Origin of the sequence: Kitasatospora sp. NPDC005748, from assembly GCF_040630735.1 — a bacterium.
GTDB lineage: Bacteria > Actinomycetota > Actinomycetes > Streptomycetales > Streptomycetaceae > Kitasatospora.
On record NZ_JBEXYD010000031.1, the window covers coordinates 15044 to 39553 of the forward strand.

Here is a 24510-nt window from a genome sequence, read left to right on the forward strand (position 1 = left end):
GTCAGCTGGTCGTACCGGGTCATCGGGGCGGTTCAGGGCAGTTCAGGGCGGTTCGGGGTGGAACCGGTGGTCGCCGGGCGTCCGGGTCAGTTCCGGCCGAGGGCGCGCTGCACCAGGTCGGCGACGTCCATGGCATCGATCAGGTCGGCGTCGTCCTCGGCCGGTTCGGCCGCCGCGTCGGGCGCGGGGGCGTCCTCGGTCTCGACGAGGGCGAGCAGGGTGTCCAGGAGGCCGGCCTCCTTGAAGCGGGCGAACGGGACGTCCGCGAGCGCGCGCCGCAGGTCGTCCTCCCGCCCGTCGAGGTCGTCGCCGGTGTCCCGCAGGAGTTCGGCGCGCAGGTAGCCGACGAGGGCGTCCGGGGTGGGGTAGTCGAAGATCAGGGTCGCGGGCAGCCGCAGGCCGGTGGCGACGTGCAGGCTGTTGCGCAGGTTGACGGCGGCCAGCGAGTCGAAGCCGACCTCCTGGAAGGCCTGCAGCGGGCCGATGCTCTCGGCGCCGCTGTGGCCGAGGACGGTCGCGGCGTGGCCGCAGACCAGCTTCAGCAGGATCCGGCCCTGCTCCGCCTCCGGGACGGCCCGCAGCGAGTCCACCAGCGAGGAGGTGGTGTCGCTGTTCCCGCTGTCCGGCTGGGAGGCCCGCAGCGCGGCGTCGGCCTCGGGGAGGTCGGCGAAGAGCGGGCTGGCCCGGACGGAGGTGAACGCCGGGATGAAGGCGTCCCAGTCCATGTCGGCCACCGTGACGAACTTCTCGTGCGCCCGCACCGCCTGTTCGAAGGCGGTCATCGCGACCTGCGGAGCCATCGGCAGGACACCCCGGCGGCGCAGCTGGGCGAGGGTCGCCTCGTCCATCCCGGCGCCGACCTGGTCGAGGGCGCCCCAGGCGATCGAGGTCGCCCGCAGGCCGCGTCCGCGACGCCACTCGACCAGCGCGTCCAGCACGGTGTTGGCCGCGCCGGAGACGCCCTGCCCGCCGCCGCCCCAGACGCTGGCGATCGAGGAGAAGACGACGAACGCGTCGAGCGGGGTGTCGGCGAACAGCTCGTCGAGCCAGAAGGCGGTGTCCACCTTGGCGGCGAAGACCTCGGCGAGGTCCGCCGCGCCGGTGTCGGTGACGGAGCCGGTCCAGGCCATGTCGGCCGCGTGCAGCACGGCGGTGAGCGGCTGGTCCGCGGGCGCCTCGGCGACCAGCCGGGCGAGTGCGTCCCGGTCGGCGTCGGCGCAGGCCACCACGGTGGTGCCGGTGCCCAGTGCGGCGAGTTCCGCCCGCAGCCCGGCCAGGTCCTCCTCGGCCGTCCGGGGGCCGGTGGTGACGATCAGCCGGCTCGCGCCGGACTCCGCCAGCCAGAGCGAGGCGTTGCGGCCGAGCCCCTCGGCGCCGCCGGTCACCAGCACGGTGCCGCTCGGCTGCCAGCCGCCCGTGGTGGGCTCCGGCGCGGCCTTGCGGACCAGCCGGCGGCTGTAGACACCGGAGCGGCGGACGGCGAGCTGGTCGTCGCCGGCGGCGCCGTTCAGCGCGCCGAGCAGGTACTGCGCCGTCCGGGCGTCGTGCGCGGCGGGCAGGTCGATCAGACCGCCCCAGCGGTCGGGGAACTCCAGCGCGGCGGCCCGGCCCAGGCCCCACAGCGCGGCCTGCGCCGGTGCGGTGAGGGTGTCCTGGATCCCGATGTTCACGGCGCCCCGGGTGAGGCACCAGAGCGGGCGGCCGGGCGCGGCGTCGCCGAGCGCCTGGATCAGCGCGAGGGTGGCCACCGTGGCGCTCACGTCCGGCCCGGTGGTCCCCGGGTCGAGCGCGAGCAGCGAGAGCACGCCGGTCACGTCCTGCTCGGCCAGCACGGCGGTCAGCCGTTCGGTGAGGCGGGCACGGGTGGTCTCCTCGGCCGCGACCTCCAGGGTGACGAGGTCGAGCCCCTGCGCGGCCAGCGCGGCCGGCAGGCCGTCGACGGGTGCGTCCGCCGGTCGCCCGGACGGGACGACCACCAGCCACCGCCCGCCCGGCACACCGACGGCCTCGCGTTCGAGCGGCCGCCAGGTGACGTTGTAGCGCAGCTTCTCGGCGCTGGACCGGCGCCGCCGCCGGCCCCGCCAGTCGGCCAGGACGGGGGTCAGCGTGCGCAGCGCCTCGCGCTGGTCGGCCGCGGCCAGGTCGAGCAGCCGGGCGAGCGAGTCGGGGTCGGTCTGCTCCACGGCCGCCCAGAAGTCGGCGTCCGCGCCCTCGGCCGCCGAGGCGGCGTCGTCGTCGGGCGTCCCGCCCTCCTGGAGCCAGAAGTGCCGGCGGTCGAAGGCGTAGGTCGGCAGCTCCGCCAGCGGGGCGTCGGCCCCGGCGGGCAGGATGCCGGTCCAGTCCACGGCGACGCCCCGGACGAAGAGTTCGGCCATCGAGGCCAGCAGCCGGCGCGGCCCGCCCTCCTCGCGGCGGAGCGTGCCGCCGACGACGGCGCGCAGCCGGACGCTGTCGTCCTCGGCGGTGTCGAAGATCTCGTTGACCGGCTGGACCAGTACGGGGTGCGCGCTGGCCTCGACGAAGACGGTGTGGCCCTGGCCGAGCAGGGCGGCGACGGCGGGGCCGAAGCGGACCTGGCCGCGCAGGTTGCGGTACCAGTAGCCGCCGTCCAGTACGCCGGCCTCGTCGATCCACTCGCCCGTGACGGTGGAGAAGAACGGGACCAGCGGGGCCTGGCTGCGGATGTCCGCGAAGGCCTTCGCCAGGGTGTCCTCGATCGCCTCGACGTGGCGGGTGTGGGAGGCGTAGTCCACCGCGACCCGGCGCACCCGGACCCCGTCGGCCGCCAGGACCTCCAGCGCCTCGTCCAGCGCCTCGGCGTCACCGGCCACCACCACGGACGTCGGACTGTTGACCGCGGCGACCTCCACCCGGTCCGCCCACGGCGCCAGCCGGACCAGCGCGTCGGCCTCGGAGAGGGCCGCCGAGGCCATCCCGCCGCGCCCGGCGAGGCTGCCGGCGATCACCTGGCTGCGCACCGCGACGATCCGCGCGGCGTCCTCCAGGGAGAGCGCACCGGCCACGCAGGCCGCCGCGATCTCGCCCTGCGAGTGGCCCAGCACGGCGTCCGGCAGCACGCCGACCGAGGCCCAGACGGCGGCCAGGCCGACCATCACGGCGAAGCTCGCCGGCTGGAGCACGTCCACCCGGTCCAGCAGCTCGGCCGGCGCGTCCCCGCGCAGCACGTCCACCAGCGACCAGTCGACGAACGGGTCCAGCGCCCGGGCGCACGCCGCCACCCGCTCGGCGAACACCGGGGAGGCGTCCAGCAGTTCACGCCCCATCCCGACCCACTGCGAACCCTGTCCCGGGAAGACCAGCACGGTGCGGCCCGGTCCGCCGGAGGACGCGGCGGTCCCGGTCACCACGGCGGGGCTGCGCTCGCCCCGGGCCAGCGCGGCCAGCCCGGCCAGCGCCTCGGACCGCGAACCGGCCACCACCACCGCGCGCTCGGCGAGCACCGCCCGCCGCGCGATCAGTGCCCCGGCGACTCCGGTGAGCGGCGCGGCCTGCGCCGACTCCACGAAGGCCACCAGCCGGCCGGCCTGGCCCGCCAGCGAGGCGGCGCTCCGCGCCGACACCACCAGCGGCACCACCGCGTCCGGCGCGGGCCCGTCGGCCGGCCCCGCCGGGACCGGCTCGGGGCCCTCCTCCAGGATCACGTGCGCGTTGGTCCCGCTCGCACCGAACGACGAGACCGCCGCGCGGCGCGGCCGGCCGTCGCGCGGCCACTCCCGCGCCTCGGTGAGCAGCTCGACGGCGCCCGCCGCCCAGTCCACCTGCGGGGTCGGCTCGGTGACGTGCAGGGTCGCGGGCATCACGCCGTGCCGCATCGCCTCCACCATCTTGATCACGCCGGAGACACCCGCCGCCGCCTGGGTGTGGCCGATGTTGGACTTCAGCGAGCCGAGCCGCAGCGGCCGGTCGGCGGGCCGGTCCTGGCCGTAGGTGGCCAGCAGGGCCTGGACCTCGATCGGGTCGCCCAGCGAGGTGCCGGTGCCGTGGCCCTCGACCACGTCCACCTCGGCGGCGCTCAGGCCCGCGTTCGCCAGCGCCCGGCGGATCACCCGCTGCTGCGAGGGGCCGTTGGGCGCGGTCAGGCCGTTCGACGCGCCGTCCTGGTTCACCGCGCTGCCGCGCAGTACGGCCAGGATCCGGTGCCCGTTGCGCCGCGCCTCGGAGAGCCGCTCCAGCACCACGACGCCCACACCCTCGGCCCAGCCGGTGCCGTCGGCCGTCGCCGAGTAGGCCTTGCAGCGCCCGTCGGCGGAGAGGCCGCGCTGGCGCGAGAACTCCAGGAAGGCGTCCGGGCTGGACATCACGGTCGCCCCGCCGGCCAGTGCCATCGAGCACTCGCCGCGCCGCAGCGCCTGCGCGGCCAGGTGCATCGCCACCAGCGACGACGAGCAGGCCGTGTCCACGGTGACCGCCGGGCCCTCGAAGCCGAACACGTAGGACACCCGGCCCGAGGCGACGCTGGAGGACGTCCCGGTCATCACGTAGCCCTGCACGTCGTCGGGCACCTGCCGCAGCCGGGTCACGTAGTCGTGGTGGACGATGCCGGTGAAGACGCCGATGTCGCGGCCCCGGGTGGAGAGCGGGTCGATCCCGGCCCGCTCCAGCGCCTCCCAGGAGGTCTCCAGCAGCAGCCGCTGCTGCGGGTCCATGGCGAGTGCCTCACGCGGCGAGATGCCGAACAGCCCGGCGTCGAACTGGGCCGCGTCGTGCAGGAATCCGCCGACCCGGGTGTAGCTGGTGCCCGGGTGGGCCGGGTCCGGGTGGTACAGCTTGTCGACGTCCCAGTCCCGGTCGGTGGGGAAGGCGGAGAGCCCGTCCCGCCCCTCCGCGACCATGGTCCAGAGCTCCTCGGGGGTGTTCACGCCGCCCGGCAGCCGGGTGCTCATGGCGATGATGGCGATCGGCTCGTCCGGGTCGGTGGCGGCCGCCGTGGCCGCCTGCCCGTCCGCCGGCCGCTCGCCGAGCAGTTCGCCGCGCAGGTGGTCCGCCAGTGCGGCCGGGGTCGGGTAGTCGAAGACCAGGCTGGTCGGCAGGGACAGGCCGGTGAAGTCCTGCAGCCGGTTGCGGAGTTTGACGGCGCTGAGCGAGTCGAAGCCGAGCTCGCGGAACGGCTGGCCGGCGTCGAAGGAGTCGGCGCCCTGGTGGCCCAGGACGGCGGCGGCGCTCTCCTGCACCAGCGCCATCAGCCGGCGGTGCTGTTCCGCCGGGGCGAGGTCGGCGAGGCGGGCGGCCGTCGAACCACCGGCCGCCGCACCGCGCCGCACCACGCGCCGGGCCAGCGGGGCGTCCGCCGGGGCCGCCGGAACGGCGTCGGCACGGGTGGCCCCGTCGGTGCCCGCCGACGTCAACGGCCCGATGGTGGCGACCGGTTCGCCCTCCGCGTCGGCCAGCTCCAGCAGGTGGCGGCCGCCCTCGGCCGGGGTGATCCGCAGCCGCAGGGTGGCGGCGCCCTCCGCGTACACGGCGAGTTCGGCGCAGGCGGCCGGCTCGCGGTCGCGCCCGTCGGCGTCGCCTCCGGTGTGCGCGGCGAGGACCTTCAGCGCGGTGTCGAAGAGTGCCGGGTGGAGCGTGAACGCCTGCGCCTCGGCCAGGAGTTCGGCGGGCAGCTCGATGTCGGCGAGGAGCCCGCCGTCGCGCTGCCAGAGCCTGCGGACGCCGGCCACCTTCGCGGCGGGGGACGCGGTGTCCGCGGCCTCGGCGGTGTCCGCCGCCTCGCCGGTGTCCGCCGCGTCCTCGGCGGACGGCCAGTCCCGCAGGTCGAAGCCGGGCTGCGGCAGCCCGGGGGCCAGCAGGGCGCGGGCATGGCAGACCCACGGGCCCTGCTCCGGGCCGGCCGGCCGGGAGTGCACCCCGGCGCGGCGCAGGCCGTCCGTGCCCGGGGCCTCCACCGAGACCCGCAGCTGGAGGTCCCCGTGGCCGGGCAGGACCAGCGGCGTCGCCACGGTGAGCTGCCGGACGGCGCCGCTGGCGGCCTCGCTGCCGGCCAGGACGAGCAGGTCCAGCAGCACGGCCGCCGGGACGGCGGTGTCACCGGCGCCGGCCGGGTCGACCAGCAGGCCCCGGCTGCGCCGGGTCAGCCGCCCGGTGAGCACGACGCCGGTGCCGCCGTCCTCGCCGGGGACGTCGACGACGGTGCCGAGCAGCGGGTGCCCGGTGCTGCGGGCACCGAGTGCCTCGGCGTCCGCGGCGGCGCCGCTCTCGACCCAGTACCGCTCGTGCTGGAAGGCGTAGGTGGGCAGTTCGGCGCCGACCGCCGTGACCGGCCGGCCGAGGACGGCGGGCCAGTCCACGTCCACGCCGCGCACGTGCAGTTCGGCGAGCGCGGTGAGGACGGCGGTGTCGTCGGGGGTGTCGCCGCGCAGGGTGGCGACGCAGCCGCCGGCCGGCCGCTCGCCGAGCGTGCCGAGCGCCATCGCGGTGAGCACCCCGCCCGGGCCGAGTTCGAGGTAGGTCGCGGCGCCCTGGTCGCGCAGCGCGGTGACCGCGTCGCCGAACCGGACGGCGTCGCGCACCTGGTCGACCCAGTACGCCGCCGTCCCGAAGTGCCCCTCCTCGGCGAGCCGGCCGGTGACGGTGGAGACCACGGGGATGCTGCCCGGCCGGTACCTCAGCTTGGCCGCGACCGCCTCGAACTCCGCCAGCATCGGCTCCATCAGGGCCGAGTGGAAGGCGTGGCTGACGGTGAGCCGCCGGGTCTTGTGACCGGTCCGGGCCAGCTCGGCCGCGACGGCGAGCACCGCGTCCTCGGCGCCGGAGAGCACCAGCGAGTCGGGGCCGTTGACCGCCGCGACACCGACCACGCCCGCCGCGCCGGCCAGCAGCGGCGCGACGTCGGCCTCGGTCGCCCGCACCGCGACCATCGCGCCGCCGGCCGGCAGTGCCTGCATCAACCGCCCTCGGGCGGCGACCAGTTCGCCCGCCGAGGCGAGGTCGAGGATGCCGGCGGCGTGGGCGGCGGCGAGCTCGCCGATCGAGTGCCCTGCCAGCAGGTCGGGCCGTACGCCCCAGGAGGTGAAGAGCCGGAACAGCGCCGTCTCCAGGGCGAAGAGACCGGCCTGGGTGTACAGGGTCTCGTCGAGCAGCGCGGCCTCCGCCGTACCGGGGTCGGCGAAGACGATCTCGTGCAGCGGGCGCGTCGACGCGCCGTCCAGGTGCCGCTCGACGGCGGCGCAGGCGGCGGCGAAGGCGTCCCGGAAGACCGGGAAGGCCTCGGCGAGGCGGCGGCCCATCCCGGCCCACTGGCTGCCCTGCCCGGTGAAGAGGAAGGCCAGCCTGCCGTCGGCGGCGGCGGCGTTGCCGACCACGGTCGTGGCGTCGGGCGTGCCCGCTTCGAGGGCGCGCAGGGCGTCGGCCAGCTGCCGGCGGTCACCCGCCAGCAGCACCGCGCGGTGGTCGAGCCCGGCCCGGGCGGTGGCGAGCGCGTGGGCCGTCCCGGCCGGCGGGACGTCGGACCGGTCGTCGACGAAGCGGGCGAGCCGGCCCGCCTGGCCGCGCAGCGCGGCCGCCGACCTGGCCGAGACCGGCACCGGGACGAGCACGGGCGGCGCCTGGGCGGCGTCGGTCGGGTCCTGCGGCGGCGCGGGCTCCGGCACGGCGGCGGCGTCGGCCGGCGCCTGCTGCACCAGGACGTGCGCGTTGGTCCCGCCGATGCCGAAGGAGGACACCCCCGCGCGGCGCGGGCGGCCGGTCTCCGGCCAGTCCCGGGCCTCGGTCAGCAGCTCGACCGCGCCCACCGACCAGTCCACATGGGTCGAGGGCCGGTCCACGTGCAGCGTCCGGGGCAGGACGCCGTGCCGGATGGCCATCACCATCTTGATCACCCCGGCCACCCCGGCCGCGGCCTGGGTGTGGCCGATGTTCGACTTGACCGAGCCGAGCCAGAGCGGCTCCTGCCCGTCCACACGGTCCTGCCCGTACGTGGCCAGCAGCGCCTGCGCCTCGATCGGGTCGCCGAGGACCGTGCCGGTGCCGTGCGCCTCGACCGCGTCCACCTCGGCCGGCGAGAGGCCCGCGTTCGCCAGCGCCGTGCGGATCACCCGCTGCTGGGAGAGCCCGTTCGGCGCGGTCAGACCGTTGGACGCGCCGTCCTGGTTGACCGCGCTGCCGCTGATCACCGCCAGGACCTGGTGGCCGCGCCGGCGCGCCTCGGAGAGCCGCTCGACGAGCAGCACGCCGACGCCCTCGGCCCAGCCGGTGCCGTCCGCGCCGTCCGCGAAGGCCTTGCAGCGGCCGTCCGGGGCCAGCCCGCGCTGCCGGGAGAACTCCACGAAGGTCTCCAGGTTGCCCATCACCATCACGCCGCCGGCCAGCGCCATCGAGCACTCGCCCCGGCGCAGCGCCTGGGCCGCGAGGTGCAGGGCGACCAGTGAGGAGGAGCAGGCGGTGTCGACCGTGACGGCCGGGCCCTCGAAGCCGAACTGGTAGGCGACGCGGCCCGACAGGACGCTGCCGGAGCCGCCGGTGAGCCGGAAGCCCTCGACGCCGGCCGCCTGGTGCATCCGCACGGTGTAGTCGTGGCTGTTGACGCCGACGAAGACGCCGATGTCCTGGCCGCCCAGGCCGGTGGGGTCGATCGCGGCGCGTTCGAAGGCCTCCCAGGAGGTCTCCAGCAGCAGCCGCTGCTGCGGGTCCATCGCCAGCGCCTCGTTCGGCGAGATGCCGAAGAAGCCGGCGTCGAACCCGGTGGCGTCGTCGAGGAAGGCGGCGTGGCGGACGTAGGTCTTGCCCGCGCTGTCCGGGTCGGCGTCGTAGTGCCGCTCGATGTCCCAGCCGCGGTCCTCGGGGAACTCGGTGACGGCGTCGACCCCGTCGGCCACCAGCCGCCAGAGGTCCTCGGGGCTGTGCACCCCGCCCGGGAAGCGGCAGGACATCGCCACGATCGCGATCGGCTCGTCGGGGTCGACGGCCGCGGCGCTCGCTCGGCCCGTCCCGGCGCCGTCCGGGGCGGTGCTGCCGAACAGCCTGACGCGCAGGTGCTCGGCGAGGGCGACCGGCTTCGGGTAGTCGAAGACGATGGTCGAGGAGAGCGTGAGTTCGCTCGCGGAGGCCAGCCGGTTCCGCAGCTCCACGGCGGTCAGCGAGTCGAAACCGGCCTCCTTGAAGGCCCGGTCGGCCCGGACGGCGTCGGGGGCGGCGTGGCCGAGCACCTCGGCGGCGTGCCGGCGCACCAGGGCCACCAGTTGCTCGGTCCGCTCGGCCTCGCCCAGCCGGGCGAGCCGGTCCCGCAGGGAGCCGGTGTCGGGGCCGGCGGCGGCGCGGACGGTCCGCCGTCCGGCCGGTGCCAGGCCGCGCAGCAGCGGTGCCACGGGGCCGCTGCGGGCGGCCGCGCGCAGGGCGGGCAGGTCGAACCTGGCGGCCACCAGGGCGGCGGGCGTCCCGGCGCCGGCGCGCAGGGCGGCGTCCAGCAGGGCCATCCCCTCGGCGTCGGACAGCCCGGCCATGCCCAGCCGCCTGGTGCGCCGGAGGTCGGCGGTGCCGAGGTGGCGGGTCATGCCGCTGGCCTGGCTCCAGTAGCCCCAGGCGAGCGAGACGCCGGGCAGGCCGAGCCCGCGGCGCAGCTCGGCCAGGGCGTCCAGGCAGGCGTTGGCCGCCGCGTAGTTGCCCTGGCCGGGGTTGCCCAGGACGCCGGCGGCCGAGGAGAACAGCACGAAGGCGGCGAGGTCCAGGCCCCGGGTGAGCTCGTGCAGGTGGAGCGCGGCGTCCAGCTTGGGCCGCAGCACGGTGTCGACCCGGTCCGGGGTCAGCGCGGTGACCACGCCGTCGTCCAGGACGCCGGCGGTGTGCACGACGGCGGTCAGCGGGTGCTCGGCCGGTACCGCCGCGAGGAGCGCGGCGAGCTGGGCGCGGTCGGCGGTGTCGCAGGCGGCGACGGTGACGGTGGCGCCCAGCGCGGCGAGTTCCTCGCGCAGCGCCTGCGCGCCCTCGGCGGCGGGGCCGCGGCGGCTGACCAGCAGCAGGTGGCGGGCGGCGTGCGCGGTGACCAGGTGCCGGGCGACCAGGGCGCCGAGCGTCCCGGTCCCGCCGGTGACCAGGACGGTCCCGGCGGGGTCGAGGCCCGCGGCGGTCCCGGCTCCGGGCGCCTCGGCTCCGGGCGTCCCGGCTTCGGCGGTCCCGGCTCCGGGCGTCCCCGTGGTGCGCTCCGGGACGGTGGCCCGGACCAGCCGGGGCACCTCGGCCAGACCCGCCCGGACCCGCACCCGCGGTTCGCCACTGGCCAGCACGGCCGGCAGCAACACGGCGGCGGAGTCGTCGAGTTCGGCGATCACGATGCGGTCCGGGTGCTCGGACTGCGCCGAGCGCAGCAGACCGGACACGGCGGCGGTCGCGAGGTCGGTCACGTCCCCGCCGACCGAGACGACCAGCCGGGACTGCGCCAGCGCGGGGGCGGACAGCCAGGCCTGGAGGACGGCCAGCGCGGCGGCCACGGCGGCCCGGGGGTCACCCCCCGGGTGCTCCACGGCGTACCGCAGCACCTCCGGGGCCGGACCGTCGGACGCGGCGAGGGTCTCGACGTCCCCGGCGGTCGCGATCGTCGCGGTACCGGGGGCGGCCTCTGCCACGGCGGGCAGCGGCAGTTCGGACCACTCCAGCCGGAACAGCGCGTCCTGCGTCAACTCCCCTGCGAAACCGTTCTGTTCCGGCGCGTAGGGCCGGGCGAGGACGGCATCGGCGATCAGCACCGGCGCACCGGTCGGGTCGCTCAGCTCCAGCCGGGCCCCCTCGTCCGTCGTCCCGGAGGTGCGGACCAGCAGCTCGGTGGCGCCCGAGGCCAGCAGGGTCACCCCGCGCCACTCGGCGGCGAACGCGCCCTCCGGGAGGGCGGTGCGCACGGCGGCGTCCAGCAGCGCCGGGTGCAGGCCGAAACGGTCGGCGGGGCCGGCCGCGTCGTCCAGCGAGACCTCGGCCACCGGGCCGTCGGCGGGCCGGGCGGTCCGGGTGTCCGCCGGGGCGGGTGCCAGGGTGCCGTGGGCGTGGCGCGTCCACTCCGCGTCCAGCGGCGCGTCGTCCGCGCGGGAGTACACCCCGACAGCGCGCCGCCCGGTGTCGTCGGCCGCTCCGACGGTCATCTGGACGGCGCGCCCCCCGCGCAGCGGGAGCACCACCGGCCGGTCGACGGTCAGTTCCGCGACGGTCGGGGTGCCGACCTCGTCGCCGAACCGGACGGCCAGCTCGACCAGCGCCGCGCTGGGTACCGGGACGGTGTCGCCGACCACGTGCTCGGAGAGCCACGGGTGCGCACCGAGCGACCACCGCGAGGTGGTCATGAAGCCGCCCGAGCCGGGCACACCGACGATCGCGCCGATCAGCGGGTGGTCGGCGGCGGCCTGGCCGAGCGAGGCCGCGTCGGTGGCCCGGGTGGTCCGCAGCCAGTAGTGCCGGTGGTCGAAGGCGTAGGTCGGCAGCTCGACGCGGGCGGTGCCGGTGGGCAGCACGCCCGTCCAGTCCACGGCCACGCCGCGGACGAAGAGTTCGGCCATCGAGGCGAACAGGCGGCGCAGGCCGCCCTCGTCCCGCCGCAGCGTCCCGGTGACCAGGGCCTCGCCCCCGGCCTCGTCCACGATCTCACTGACCGGCTGGACCAGCACCGGGTGCGCGCTCGACTCCACGAACACCGTGTGACCCTGGTCCAACAGCGCGGCGATCGCCGGGCCGAACCGGACCTGACCGCGCAGGTTGCGGTACCAGTACCCACCGTCCAGCACGCCCGCCTCGTCGATCCACTCGCCCGTGACGGTGGAGAGGAACGGCACCAGCGGGGCCTGGCTGCGAATGTCCGCGAAGGCCTCCGCCAGGGTCTCCTCGATCGCCTCCACATGACGGGTGTGCGAGGCGTAGTCCACTGCCACCCGACGCACCCGCACCCCGTCGGCCGCCAGGACCTCCAGCGCCTCGTCCAGCGCCTCGGCGTCACCCGCGATGACCACCGAGGCCGGGCCGTTGACGGCCGCGACCTCGACGCGGTCCGCCCAGCGCACCAGCCGCTCGACAGCCTCGCTCTCGGAGAGCGCCACCGACGCCATCCCACCGCGCCCGGCCAGGCTCCCGGCGATCACCTGGCTGCGGACCGCCACGATCCGCGCGGCGTCCTCCAACGACAGCGCACCGGCCACGCAGGCCGCCGCGATCTCACCCTGCGAGTGCCCGACCACCGCGTCCGGCACCACACCCACCGACGCCCAGACGGCGGCCAGACCGACCATCACCGCGAAACTCGCCGGCTGGAGCACGTCCACCCGGTCCAGCAGCTCGGCCGGAGCCTCGCCGCGCAGCACCTCCGCCAGCGACCAGTCGACGAACGACTCCAGCGCCCGGGCGCACTCCGCGACGCGCTCCGCGAACACCGTTGAGGCGTCCAGCAGTTCACGCCCCATCCCGACCCACTGCGAACCCTGCCCCGGGAACACCAGCACTGTCCGGCCCACGCCGGACACACTGCCCGTCACCAACCCCGGCGCCGACTCCCCGCGCGCCAACGCGGCCAGCCCCGCCAGCGCCTCCTCCGAGGTGCCGGCCACCACCACGGCACGCTCGTCCAGCAGCGCCCGCCGGGTGACCAGCGCACTGGCCAGGGCCGCCCGATCGCCGGCCGTCACCAACGGCGCCAGCCGCCCGGCCTGGCCCGCCAGCGAGGCCGCGCTCTTCGCCGAGACCACCAGCGGCAGCACACCCGCGGGGCCGGCCTCGACCTCGGCCGGCTCCTCCTCGGGGGCCTGCTCCAGGATCAGGTGCGCGTTGGTGCCGCTGACACCGAAGGAGGAGACGGCGGCCCGCCGGGGGCGCCCGGTCTCCGGCCAGTCCCGGGCCTCGGTCAGCAGCTCCACCGCGCCGAGCGACCAGTCCACCTGGGTGGACGGCGCGTCCACGTGCAGGGTGGGCGGCATGACGCCGTGCCGCAGCGCCTGCACCATCTTGATCACACCGGCGACCCCGGCGGCGGCCTGGGTGTGGCCGATGTTGGACTTCAGCGAGCCGAGCCGCAGCGGCCGCTCGGCGGGCCGGTCCTGACCGTAGGTGGCCAGCAGGGCCTGCGCCTCGATCGGGTCACCCAGCACCGTGCCGGTGCCGTGCCCCTCGACGACGTCCACCTCGGCGGTGGACAGGCCCGCGTTGGCCAGCGCCTTGCGGATCACCCGCTGCTGGGAGAGGCCGTTGGGCGCGGTCAGACCGTTCGACGCGCCGTCCTGGTTCACCGCGCTGCCGCGCAGCACGGCCAGCACGTGGTGCCCGTTGGCCCGCGCCTCGGAGAGCCGCTCCAGCACCACGACGCCCGCGCCCTCGGCCCAGCCGGTGCCGTCCGCCGCGTCCGCGTAGGACTTGCAGCGGCCGTCCGTCGCCAGCGCCCGCTGCCGCGAGAACTCCACGAAAGTGTCCGGGGTCGCCATCACGGTCGCGCCGCCGGCCAGCGCCAGCGAGCACTCCCCGCGCCGCAGCGCCTGCGCGGCCAGGTGCATCGCCACCAGCGACGACGAGCACGCCGTGTCCACCGTCACCGCCGGGCCCTCGAACCCGAACACGTAGGAGACCCGGCCCGAGGCCACGCTCGACGCCGTACCGGTGGCGGTGAAGCCCTCCAGCTCCGCCGGCGCCGCGCCGCCCGCGCCGTAGCTCTGGCCCATGACGCCGGAGAACACCCCGACGTCCGCGCCCTTCAGACCGGCCGGGTCGATACCGGCCCGCTCCATCGCCTCCCAGGACGCCTCCAGCAGCAGCCGCTGCTGCGGGTCCATCGCCAGCGCCTCCCGCGGGCTGATGCCGAAGAACCCGGCGTCGAACAGACCGGCGTCGCGCAGGAACCCGCCGCGGTCGGCGGTGGAGGTGCCGGCCTGCTCCGGATCGCCGGAGAACAGGGCGTCCAAGTCCCAGCCACGGTCCTCCGGGAAGCCGGACAGGGCCTCCCGGCCCTCGCGGACCAGCCGCCACAGTTCCTCCGGGCCGGTCACACCGCCCGGCAGGCGGCACGCCATGCCGACGATCGCGATCGGCTCGTCCGGATCGGCGGGCACCGCCCGGCCGGCCGGCTCCAGGGCCTCCCGCAGGCCGAGGACGCGGGCCCGCAGGTGGGCCGCCAGCGCCTCCGGCGTCGGGTGGTCGAAGCTCACGGTGGCGGGCAGGCGAAGCCCGGTGCTCCCGGTCAGCCGGTCGCGCAGTTCGACGACGGCGAGCGAGGTGAGGCCCAGGTCGCGGAAGGCCTGCCCGGCCGGGACGGCGCCGGTGCCGGGCCGGTTCAGCACGGCGGCGGCCTGGGTGCGGACCAGCTCTTCGAGCAGGGCGAGCTGGGCCCGCTCGTCCAGGCCCGACAGGCGGGCGCGCAGGTCGGCGGTGACGGTCTCGTCGGGCCGGGCGGCGGGCGGCGGCGTGGCCGCGAGGGCGCGCAGGACCGCCGGCACCCGGCCGTCCGGGTCGAGCGGGCCGGTCCGCAGCGCCACCAGCGCCGGGGCGCCGGTCTCGATCAGCAGGTCGAAGGCGGCGAGCCCGTCCCGCAGGTGCCGGGCCCCGGCCTCCTCGGCGGCGTCGGCCACCGGGTAGCCGGTGCTCCAGGCGAGGGCCGAGCCGGCCTGCCCGCGCAGCCGGCGGCTGTGCGCCAGTGCCTCCGTCAGCGCCTCGGCGACGGCGGTGTCCGGGGCCCCGGGGGAGCCGAGCACGGCGGCGGTGCCGGTGACGGCGACGAAGGCGGTGAGCCCGGTGTCGGCCGTGAGCTCGTCGAGGGCCCGGGCGAGGGCCTGGTCCCCGGCGGCGTGCACGACGGCGGTGACCGGGTGGCCGAGGCCGGCCAGCGCCGTCCGCAGTGCGGCCCGGTCCGTGCCGTCGGCGGTCACCCGGGAGAGGTCCAGCCCGGTGGGGAGGTCGGCGTCCAGCGGCTCGCCCGCATCCGGCGCGTCGACCAGCAGCAACCGCTCCACCCCGTACGCGGTGGTCAGGTGGCGCACCAGAGCGGCGCCGGCCGGGGTGTCGGCCCCGGTGACCACCACGGTCGCGCCGAGTCCGGCCGGGCCGGCGCCGAGCGGACGGTCGGCGACCGGCACCGGGAGCAGTCGTGGGACCAGCGGTTGCCCGGCCCGCAGGGCGAGTTGGGGTTCACCGGAGGCGACCGCGGCCAGCAGCTCCGGGGCGGACACCTCGGCGCCGGGCCGGGCGTCGAGATCGAGGGCGGTCACGGCCTCGGGACGGTCACTGCCGGCCTGGACGGAGCGCGCGACGGCCCAGAGCGGGACGCCCGCGGGGTCGGGCGCGGCGTCCCCCTCGGTGGCGGTCACCGCGCCGCGGGTGAGCAGGACCAGCCGGGCCCCGGCCGGGACCGGCCGGGTGGCCGACGAACGGCCCTCGGCGGCGGTGGCCACCGGGTCGAGCAGGGTCACGCCGGGAGCCGGCTCGCCGGCGGCCACGGCGGCGTCCAGGGCCGCGAGGTCGGGGTGGTGCCGGACGTCGAGACCGGCGGCCCGCAGGCCGGTGACGAGCGCGTCGGCCGGGCCGACCACCGCCCAGCCCGGTGCGGCTGTTCCGGCGGCCGCCGGGGGTGCGGGCGGCGCCGGCACCCAGGCCGGTGCCAGCAGGGCGTCATGGTGTCCGTCGGCGGCGTAGCGCAGCCGGGCGGGCTGCTCGGCCAGCAGGCGCCGGACGATCTTCCCGGAGGCCGTCCGGGGGATCCCGGCGACCTCGTAGACCCGCTCGGGCAGCTTGTACGCGGAGAGCCGCTCGCGGCAGCGGTCGATCAGCGCGGCGGTGTCGAGGCCGGCCGGCCCGGGGACCACCCAGGCGACGGGCACCTCGCCGAGCGTGTCGTGCGCCACCCCGGCGACCCCGGCGTCGGCCACGCCCTCGACGGTGCGCAGGACGGCTTCGACCTCGTCGGGGTGGATGTTCTCGCCGCCGCGGATGACCAGGTCCTTGAGGCGGCCGCAGATGGTGAAGTACCCGTCCTCGTCCCGCCGGGCCAGGTCGCCGGTGTGGAACCAGCCGTCCCGCACCGCCGCGGCGGTGGCCTCCGGGCTGTTGTGGTAGCCGACCATGACGTTCGGTCCGCTGACCCAGACCTCGCCCTCCTCGCCGGCCGCGACGTCGAGGCCGGTGCGCGGGTCGACGATCCGCACGCCGACGCCCGGCACGGGCAGGCCGCAGGAGCCCTCGACGCGGGCGGCGTCCGGCGGGTTGATGGTGATCGCGCCGCAGGTCTCGGTGCTCCCGTAGGCGTCGACCAGCGGCACCCCGAAGCCCTCCTCGAAGGAGCGGCGCAGTTCGGAGCCGGTGACGGCGCCGCCGACCAGCCCGATCCGCAGGTCGGGCAGCGACAGACCGGTCCGCCGGGCGGTGGTGACCAGGTGGTGGTAGGTGGTGGGGACGCCGGCGAGGAAGGTGGAGCGGTCCTCGCGGAGCGCGGTCAGGATGTCGTCCGCGGAACTGCCGTCCATGATCCGGGCGGTGGCGCCGGCCACCGGGACGGAGAGCACGCAGGCGATGTGCGAGAGGCTGTGGAAGAGCGGCAGCGGCCACAGCACCCGGTCGTGCTCGGACAGGCCCGGCACGGGCACGTAGCAGGAGGCCACGGACCAGAGGCAGTTGCGCTGGGTGGACAGCACGCCCTTGGGCCGGCCGGTGGTGCCCGAGGTGTAGAACATCCAGGCCACCTCGTCCAGTCCGAGGTCGTCGGGGGCCTCGGTGACGGGTTCGGTGACGGCGAGTTCGTCGAAGGAGAGGGTGCCCGCCGGGGCCGGGGCCGGGCCGGCCACCAGCACGCCGGACGCACCGGCCGGGGCCGGCAGCAATCGCAGGAACGTTTCTGCGTGACCGGTGTCGGTCAGCGCGAAGACCGCGCCGCTGTCGGTCAGCAGGTACTCGGTCTCGGCCGCCGTCGCCCGCGGGTTCACCGGCACACCGATGCCGCCGGCCCGCACGACGGCGAGATAGCCCTCCACCATGGCGACGGAGTTGCCGAGGCAGAGTGCCACCCGGTCCCCGCGCCGGACGCCGAGGCCGGCCAGGTGACCGGCCAGCCTCCGCGTCCGTGCTTCGAGCTCTCCGTAGGTGACCGCGTGCCGGTCGTCCTCGAAAGCGATCTTGTCCGTGAAACGGACCGCGTTCTCCCGGAGGATGACCGGGAGCGGGGTGATCAGATCGGGGCGCACCTTACCGCGAACTCCTTCCGGAGAGCAGGGAGTTACCAGGAAACGGGCAGGGACTTCACAGCGAAGACGGACCCGTGGGTCCGCAGCGGGACGTCGTCCGCCGGCACCGCCAGGCGCAGGTCGGGGAAGGCCTCCAACAGGGCCCGCAGGCCGACCCGCAGCTGCAGTCGGGCCAGGTTCTGGCCGATGCACTGGTGGACGCCGTAGCCGAAGGCCACGTGGCCCGCGGTGTCCCGGGAGAGGTCGAGGTCGGCGGGGCAGCCGAACTTCGCCGGGTCACGGTTGGCGGCCGGCAGCGAGACGGTGACCGTCTCGCCCTTCTTCACGGCGTGGCCGCCGAGTTCGAGGTCCTCCAGGGCGGTCCGGAAGATCTCGTACTGGTTGACGGTGATGTAGCGGAGGATCTCCTCCACCGCGTCGTCGATCTTCGAGGGGTCGGCCCGCAGGGCGGCCAGCTGCTCCGGGTGGTGCAGCAGCGCGAACACGCCGACCGTCAGCGCGCCCTCCGTGGTCTCGTAACCGGCGAACAGCAGCAGGGCGGTGATGTTGCCCAGCTCCTCGTCGCTGAGCTCGCCGGTGGCGATCAGCCGGCTCAGGATGTCGTCCCCGGGCTCCGCCTTCTTGCGCGCGATGGTCTCGTGGATGAACGCGCCCACCTGGGCGAACGCGGCCATCGACTCCTGCGCGTCACCGAACGGGTTGTTCATGACCGCAGGCGCCTCGGCGTAGCGGTCCCGCTCGCTGTAGGGCAGGCCGATCAGGTCCGACAGCACCCGCAGGACCAGCGGGTTGGCGAAGGTCTCCAGCAGGTCGGCGGAGTTGCCGTGCTCGCGCATGACCTTGATCTGCTCGGCGGCCACCGCCTCGACCTGCGGCGTCAGCTGGCTGATCGTGCGCCCGGTGAACTCGCGCGTCAGCAGCTTGCGGAACCGGGTCTGCTCCGGCGGGTCCATGTGGATGAACATCCCGGGCATGGCCGGGAACTGCGGTACCGGACCACCGTACTTGGTGACCGGGAAGTGCCCGATCTCCAGGTTGTGGCTGAACTTCGGGTCGCTCAGGACCTGCCGGGCGAGCTCGTGGCTGGTGGCGATCCACCCGACGTGCCCGTCGGGGTAGACCATCCGCGCCAGCGGGCGCTCCTTCCGCAGCTCGTCGAATATCGCCGGCGGGTCGAACTTGTCAGTCCGCGCCCAGGCATCCTCGTAAGAGATCGCCTCGCTCATGACGCACCTTCTCCGTTTCGGGTCGAAATATCCCTGCGCACGAAAACGGCAGCCCCGCCGATTCGGTACGGAGCCGTTTCCCGGAGGATTCACCGGGCCCGCACCGGTGTGCGGGCACGGCGAATCACGCGGCGAATCCGGCACAAGCCCGCCGCGATGTTCCCGCCGGCCGCGAATGACGGCCGGGCCGTTCCGTGGAATCAGAGAGCCAGCTTCTTGAGCGTCTCGTTGGCGTTCGCCAGGGACTGCTCGCCCAACGGCTTGAGCGCCGCCATCGCCGGCACGATCGCCGCGAGGGTCAGCTCGGCGTGCACGAACTTCAGGTCGTCGGCGAGGCCGATCGAGCTCAGCACCGCGCGCAGGTAGGGCTCCTGGTGGTCCCAGCCCTCCCGCGGCGTGCCCGGCGCGTACGAGCCGCCGCGGGCGGTGACCACGATGACCGTCTTGCCGCTCAGCGGGCCCGACTCGGCGCCCGGGGGCACCATGTGGGCCGGGCTGACCAGCAGGTCGATCCACGACTTGATCGTCGACGGCACGGCGTAGTTGTACATCGGGACGCCGAGCACGATCGTGCTCGCCTCGCGGACCTCGGCCACCACGGCCTCGGTGAGCGCCTTCTCCGCCGGCGCCAGCCCGTGGTCACGGCTGGGGTCCAGGAGCGACTCGCGCACCGCGTGGGTGATGTGCGGGACCGGCTGGGCCGCCAGGTCCCGGTAGGTGTAACCGTCACCGGGGTGGTTCTGGCGCCACTGGGTGGCGAAATACGACGACAACTGCCTCGTCACGGAGCCGGTGGCGCGGATGCTCGAATCAATGTGGAGAAGAGAAGACACAAAGGGCCCCTGGATTGTCCTGAGCGATTCACCGAGAACTGCTTTTCCAACGCTCTTCGAGTCTAAGGAGAAGCGCCCCGGACGGGCATCCCTCAGTCTGGTAGCGCGGGTGGCCACCGGCCCGTGAGGAGCCGCGCGGCGGGCCCACGCGCCGGCCCGGACGGCCGGGCGGCACGCCGCGGCGGCCCCGTCGGAAGGGCCCGTTCCGCGAACGTCCGCACACCGTCGCACCGGCGCGCGGGCCTCACACGGCCAACCGCCCGGCCGGTACCTCGGGCACGAACGCGGACTCCGCGCCCAATTCGGTCGTCCGCTCCTCCACGAGCCGGTTCCAGGTGCCGGCCAGCTCCACCCGGGAGGCGACGTCGAGCTTGCGGAAGATCTTCTTGAGATGGAACGCCACCGTGTGCGGGGACATGAAGAGCTGTCGCCCCACCCGCCCGTTGGTGAGTCCCTGGCTCACCAGCTCCGCCACCGCGTACTCGGTGTCGGTCAACTGGCTGGCCATCGTTCTGGTCCGGCTCGGGCGGCGCGAGAACTGCCCGCTGTTGCCCTCCAGTTCCCTGAGCTTGCTGCGCACCCGCAGGACGTCCCGGGAGGCACCGACCGCCCCGTAGCCGTCCGCCGCCCGTTTCAGCAGCTCGACGGCCTGGTCCTGCTCGGAGCGGCGGGCGAACCGCACCGCACTCGCGTCCTCCAGCGCGGAGGCCTGCGCCCACCGGTCCAGGTGCAGGCCGGCGGCCCGCTCCAGGGCCGCGGCGTTCCGCTCGAACAGGCCGATGGCGTGCGCGGACGCCGCCTGGACGGTGCGGAAGCTGGGGTTGCGCGCCGCCAGTTCGTTGACCTGGGTGACCGTCCGGACAGCGATCTCGTCGTCCGACAGCCGCTGCGCGGCGCGGACCAGCCAGGCCGCCGCCGCCGGCTGCGAGACCAGCAACTCCCGGGCCAGCGCACCGTCGTGCACCAGCCCCTTCAGGAGGTGGGCGATGCTCTCCGTCCCGTCCCGGGCCTCCAGCACCTGGGCGACGGCCCAGGCGCACTGCCCGGCCATCAGGTTCGCGCGTCCGAGCAGGGCGTGGTCCCGCAGCCGGTTCGCGTACTGGAGGGCGGTGGTGAGGTCCAGCTGCCGGGTCGTACTGACCGCCATGACGAGGAACCCGCTCGGGTTCAGCGACCGGTTGCCGGCCTGCTGGGCCAGCCGGAGACCGGCCTGGGCCGAGGCGACCGCCCGGTCGAGCTCGCCCTTGGCCAGGCTCAGCTCCGCCTCGCACAGCAAATGAGCGGCACGCTTCTCAACTTGGTTCGATCCGTGGACACGTGACGTGTCGTCGGCGAGCATGTTGGTAGCCGCCCCCAGACCGCGGACGCGGGTCAACAGCGTCGCGTGCCAGATCCTCGCCTTCAGCGAGCAGGAGCCCGGCGCTCCGGCCTGCGCCCGGCCCGTGGCGGCGGCAGCCAGATCCATACTCCTACCGAGCTGGCCGTCGAGCCACGACTGGGCGGAACGCGCCGCCAACTGGACGACTTCGTCGGATAACTGCAGGGAAGGACCGGGCGCCGTGTAAGTCCGAAATGACACTGTATCCTCCGACTCGGAATCGGTACCGCCCTGTCCTGCCCGGCTGCTCGGCGGGCATCGTCGGACGCCACTCGATTCGACATGGGAATGTGGGGCCTGCAACACGATCGTGCCGGTGGTGCCTGGTCGGTCGCGGACGAGCGGCGGCCCGGCGGTCCGCGACGCATGGTCGGGCCCCCGTGTCCCGAGCCCGTCGTCCTGCGGGCCGGGCCCGGTCCGCAGGACGGAAGGGCCGGTTCCGGAGCGCCGGAACGTCTGGACAACATTCGGCAACCCCCTTCCACAGAGCCGTCGTTCGACTCCAGGAAGACCTGCCGGGGCCGCCTGGGGCGCTGACGTGAGATTGACCACTGCGCGACGGTGCGTCGGCCGCCGAACGCGCGGCGGCGCGCAGCCGATGAGCCGGAAGAGCCCGCTCCGGTCACGAGGTGCCGGGTGCGACCACAATGTCGACGGGGCTCTGAACAGCCGCCCGACCACCGGACGGGGCCGGCGGGAGGAAACGGGGAGAGGAATGCGCGATGACCGGGTCGTCGGTCATCCGCGAACGGTAGGGCAGCGAACACCGTCCGATCTGTAAGAGGCTTTCGCCGCAGGCACCCTGAGGTTCCGTCGGCCGGTGACCCGGGCTGCGACAGCGACCCCGGTCACCGTGACCGGCGAAGGCGGCGCCCCCCCGGAGGCCCCCCACGAGCATGCCCAGAACACCGGGGCCTTGGAAAGAGCTGGCCACATCGTGGAACAGATCGTCTCGCCGCCGCAGCTGTTCAGACACGTCGCGACCCACCACGACCACCGACTCGATCCGCACGCAGCATCCACCCCCTCGGCCCGCAGCCTCGCCCGCTGTGCGACATGCCGGAAAGACCCGTCCCCGCCCGCGCCGCGGGCCGTCGCCCCCCGGCCCCCGCCGGACGACGCACTCGGACGCGCCCCCTGGCCTGTCCATGCCGATTCAGACTCTACGTCATGTCGAACACGATCGGGTGATGATCGTGATCATTTCTGTGACCGAAGTGACGCCTGTGGCATGTCGCTCTCCGTGTGCACAAAGGGCGGCCGGCCGGTCCGAGCCATGCCGACGACCGGCGCGGCGCAGGCCGCACCGACCGCTCGACGTTCAGCCCGTCACGGCGAGTTCGGCCACCACCGCACGGTGATCCGTACCCGGCACGCGGTGCCCGGACACCGCCACGGCGGTCAAACCTTCACCACGGAGGACATGGCCGATCTGGATCACCGGCGGTAGGCGCGGGAAGTCCGCATCGTCCTCCGGCCGGGCGGGCGAACCGCCCCGGCCGAGTTCGGCGTGGGTGTCCGTCAGACCGGTGGCGGGCAGCCCGGCCAGGGCCGCCGCCCACCACGGGCGCAGGGCGAGCAGCACACCCGGCACCACCAGGCCGGCGACCGCCGCGTAGGGCAGCAGCACCATCGGGAGCGCCGGCGGGGTGCCGTCGTGCCGTCGTCCCAGCCGCCGAGCCGGATCGCGACCAGCGCCACCGGAAGCAGCGGGACCGCCCCGCAGAGTCCGATCAGCGCCCTGCGCGTTTCCACGTCCACGTCCACCAGCTGATTCCGGCCACCCGCTCTCCCACCGGGTACTCCACTCCGCTCCCCACGGTCCGGCGCGGCCGGCGGGTTGCCCGGTGGCTCGCCCACGCGGCCGTCGGCCCGGTTCTCGCCTTCGCCGGAGGACGCGGTGGGCGGGTGCGGCGGTTCCGGCCCGCGCAAGCCCCGTCCGGCGCCGGGCGGGGCTTGCGCGGGCCGGAACGGAGCCCGTCAGGCGCCGGCCGCCCGTCAGGCGGAGGCGAGGTGCGCCGTCCACTTGGCGCGCCAGGCGAGGGCGTCGGCGACGGCCTCGGCGATGGTGCGCCGCGCGGTCCAGCCGAGGAGTTCGCGGGCGGTGTCGACGGCGGCGTAGCAGCCGATCACGTCGCCGGGCCGGGGGTCCGCCTCCCGGACCTCGACCTCGGCGCCGACGGCGGCCTCGAAGGCCGCGATCAGCTCGCGGACGGTGGTGCCCTCGCCGGTGCCGATGTTGATCACCCGGTAGCGGTCCTCGGCCGCGGGCTTGATCACCTCGTCGAACCGGGTGAGCGCCGCGACGTGGGCCTCGGCGACGTCCTGCACGTGGATGTAGTCCCGGATGCCGGAGCCGTCCCGGGTCGCCCAGTCCGCGCCGGTGACGGTGAACGGCACGCCGTCGGCATGGGCCTCGATCAGCTTGCCGAGGGCGTGGGTCGGCCGGAGGTCCTGCAGCCCGGTGCGCAGCCGCGGGTCGGCGCCGACCGGGTTGAAGTAGCGCAGCGCGACGACCCGGAGGTCCTCGGCACCCTCACCCCGGGTCCAGTCCTGGAGGACCAGCTCCATCATCTGCTTGGTCCGCGCGTACGGGCTGCCGGCGGCGACGGGGCAGCTCTCGTCGACCCGGGCGTCCGGGGTGGGCGCGTAGATGGAGCCGGAGCTGCTGAAGACGACCCGGGTACAGCCGTTGCGCTGGAGGCCCTCCAGCAGCTCGACGGTCTTGGCGACGTTCTCCCGGTAGTAGAACAGCGGCTTGGCGACCGACTCCGGCACCACGATCCGGGCCGCGCAGTGCAGGGTGGCGCCGATGTCGGGGTGCTCGGCGAAGACGCGGTCCAGGAGGTCCGCGTCGGCGATGTCGCCCCGGTAGAAATCCCGGCCCTCGACGAACTCCGGTCGGCCGGTGGAGAGGTCGTCGAGCACGACCGGCGTGATGCCCTGGTCGAGCAGTGCGGACGCGACGGTGCTGCCGATGTATCCCGCGCCACCGGTGATCAGGACCTTCTTCATACGCGGACGCTCCCTTGCTCCCGTCGGACGCCGTGGCGGCGTCCGGTTGAGAGGGGGGACGGTGGGTTCGGGCCCGCCGGTTCCGCTGACCTGCGGATCCTTCGACCGGGAGTCAGCGCCGGCGGGCCCGGCGGCGGAGCGCGAAGCCGGTGGCGGCCAGGACGACGACGGCCACGGCAGTGCCGACGGCCAGCCGGACCGCCGTGGACGAACCGTCGCTCCCGGCGGCGGTGTCCTGCGCAGGGGGCACGGTCTGCCCGGCGGTCGGGCCGGCCGTCGGTCCGGCCGTGGGTCCGGTCGTCGGTCCGGCGGAGGGGGACCCCGCCGGAGGGGTCGGTGCGGGCGTGGCTCCGGACGTGAGCGTGGGCGTGGGCACGACGGTGGGCCCGGCGGTGGTGGGCTGCGCGCCGGACGTCCCGGTGGGGGTCGGCAGGGGCGGGTCGGAGATGACCGCCGGTTCGATGTCGAGCTCCCGCTCGCCGTGCCCGAGCGAGGGGAACGCGCAGTCCACCGTGATCCGCCAGTGGCCGGCCGGCAGCATCTCCCGGGTGGTGTAGGAGCCGGGGTGCCCGGGCACGGCGACCAGACGCCAGGGCCCGGCCGAGCGGCCGTCGGCGGAGGTCGCGGCGAGCGACCCGGCGAACTCCTCGGTGACCGGGTCGTGGTCGTTCTCCCAGGTGGCCACGGTGGTGACGTGTCCGCTGTCCTGCCCGGTGACCTCCAGGTGGACGGTGTCGCCGTGGGCGGCGGCGGGCAGTGCGGCGGGTGCGAGAACGACCGCCCCCGCGAGGGCGAGGGCGGTGGCGAACGTTCGGGTGCGCATGGTGGGGCATCCTCGGGGGTGGCCGGGTGCGGCCGCCACCGCTGGCGAGCGGTGGCGGCCGCACCCGGGGTCATCGGGACGGGCGGGGGAACGGGTA

At 75.4% G+C, this 24510-nt stretch carries 7 protein-coding genes; all 7 read right to left on the reverse strand.

Annotation, left to right across the window (positions count from 1 at the left end):
* Window positions 1–86: 86 nt before the first annotated feature.
* The 7 genes from ABZ495_RS22010 to ABZ495_RS22040 all read right to left on the reverse strand — a co-directional run bounded on the left by ABZ495_RS22010 (window position 87) and on the right by ABZ495_RS22040 (window position 24413).
* On the reverse strand, window positions 87–17138 hold the full coding sequence (locus tag ABZ495_RS22010) for a type I polyketide synthase (protein ID WP_359837598.1): 17052 nt from the start codon (window positions 17136–17138) through the stop codon (window positions 87–89).
* Window positions 17139–17170: 32 nt separating this feature from the next.
* Window positions 17171–18364 (reverse strand): cytochrome P450, encoded by a 1194-nt coding sequence (locus ABZ495_RS22015; protein WP_359837600.1) that lies wholly within the window; start codon window positions 18362–18364, stop codon window positions 17171–17173.
* Window positions 18365–18564: 200 nt separating this feature from the next.
* Window positions 18565–19197, reverse strand: a complete 633-nt coding sequence (locus ABZ495_RS22020) for an NAD(P)H-dependent oxidoreductase (RefSeq protein WP_329491259.1) — start codon at window positions 19195–19197, stop codon at window positions 18565–18567.
* Window positions 19198–19441: 244 nt separating this feature from the next.
* Window positions 19442–20662 (reverse strand): LuxR C-terminal-related transcriptional regulator, encoded by a 1221-nt coding sequence (locus tag ABZ495_RS22025; RefSeq protein WP_359837602.1) that lies wholly within the window; start codon window positions 20660–20662, stop codon window positions 19442–19444.
* Between the two features lie 1234 nt (window positions 20663–21896).
* Window positions 21897–22208, reverse strand: a complete 312-nt coding sequence (locus ABZ495_RS22030) for a hypothetical protein (protein WP_359810782.1) — start codon at window positions 22206–22208, stop codon at window positions 21897–21899.
* A 365-nt stretch (window positions 22209–22573) separates the two neighbouring features.
* Window positions 22574–23590 carry a UDP-glucose 4-epimerase GalE gene (gene galE, locus ABZ495_RS22035; protein ID WP_359810779.1) on the reverse strand — a complete coding sequence of 339 codons (1017 nt, stop codon included), beginning with the start codon at window positions 23588–23590 and terminating at the stop codon, window positions 22574–22576.
* Between the two features lie 112 nt (window positions 23591–23702).
* The gene (locus tag ABZ495_RS22040) at window positions 23703–24413 is read right to left on the reverse strand and encodes a hypothetical protein (protein ID WP_359837604.1); all 711 of its coding nucleotides are present in this window, start codon (window positions 24411–24413) and stop codon (window positions 23703–23705) included.
* Window positions 24414–24510 lie beyond the last annotated feature (97 nt).

Bases quoted from the DNA above. Each gene is read 5' to 3' on its own strand.
- ABZ495_RS22015 (WP_359837600.1), bottom strand. From the start codon at position 18,364: ATGAGCGAGGCGATCTCTTACGAGGATGCCTGGGCGCGGACTGACAAG.
- ABZ495_RS22025 (WP_359837602.1), bottom strand. From the start codon at position 20,662: ATGGATCTGGCTGCCGCCGCCACGGGCCGGGCGCAGGCCGGAGCGCCG.
- ABZ495_RS22030 (WP_359810782.1), bottom strand. From the start codon at position 22,208: ATGGTGCTGCTGCCCTACGCGGCGGTCGCCGGCCTGGTGGTGCCGGGT.
- galE (WP_359810779.1), bottom strand. From the start codon at position 23,590: ATGAAGAAGGTCCTGATCACCGGTGGCGCGGGATACATCGGCAGCACC.
- ABZ495_RS22040 (WP_359837604.1), bottom strand. From the start codon at position 24,413: ATGCGCACCCGAACGTTCGCCACCGCCCTCGCCCTCGCGGGGGCGGTC.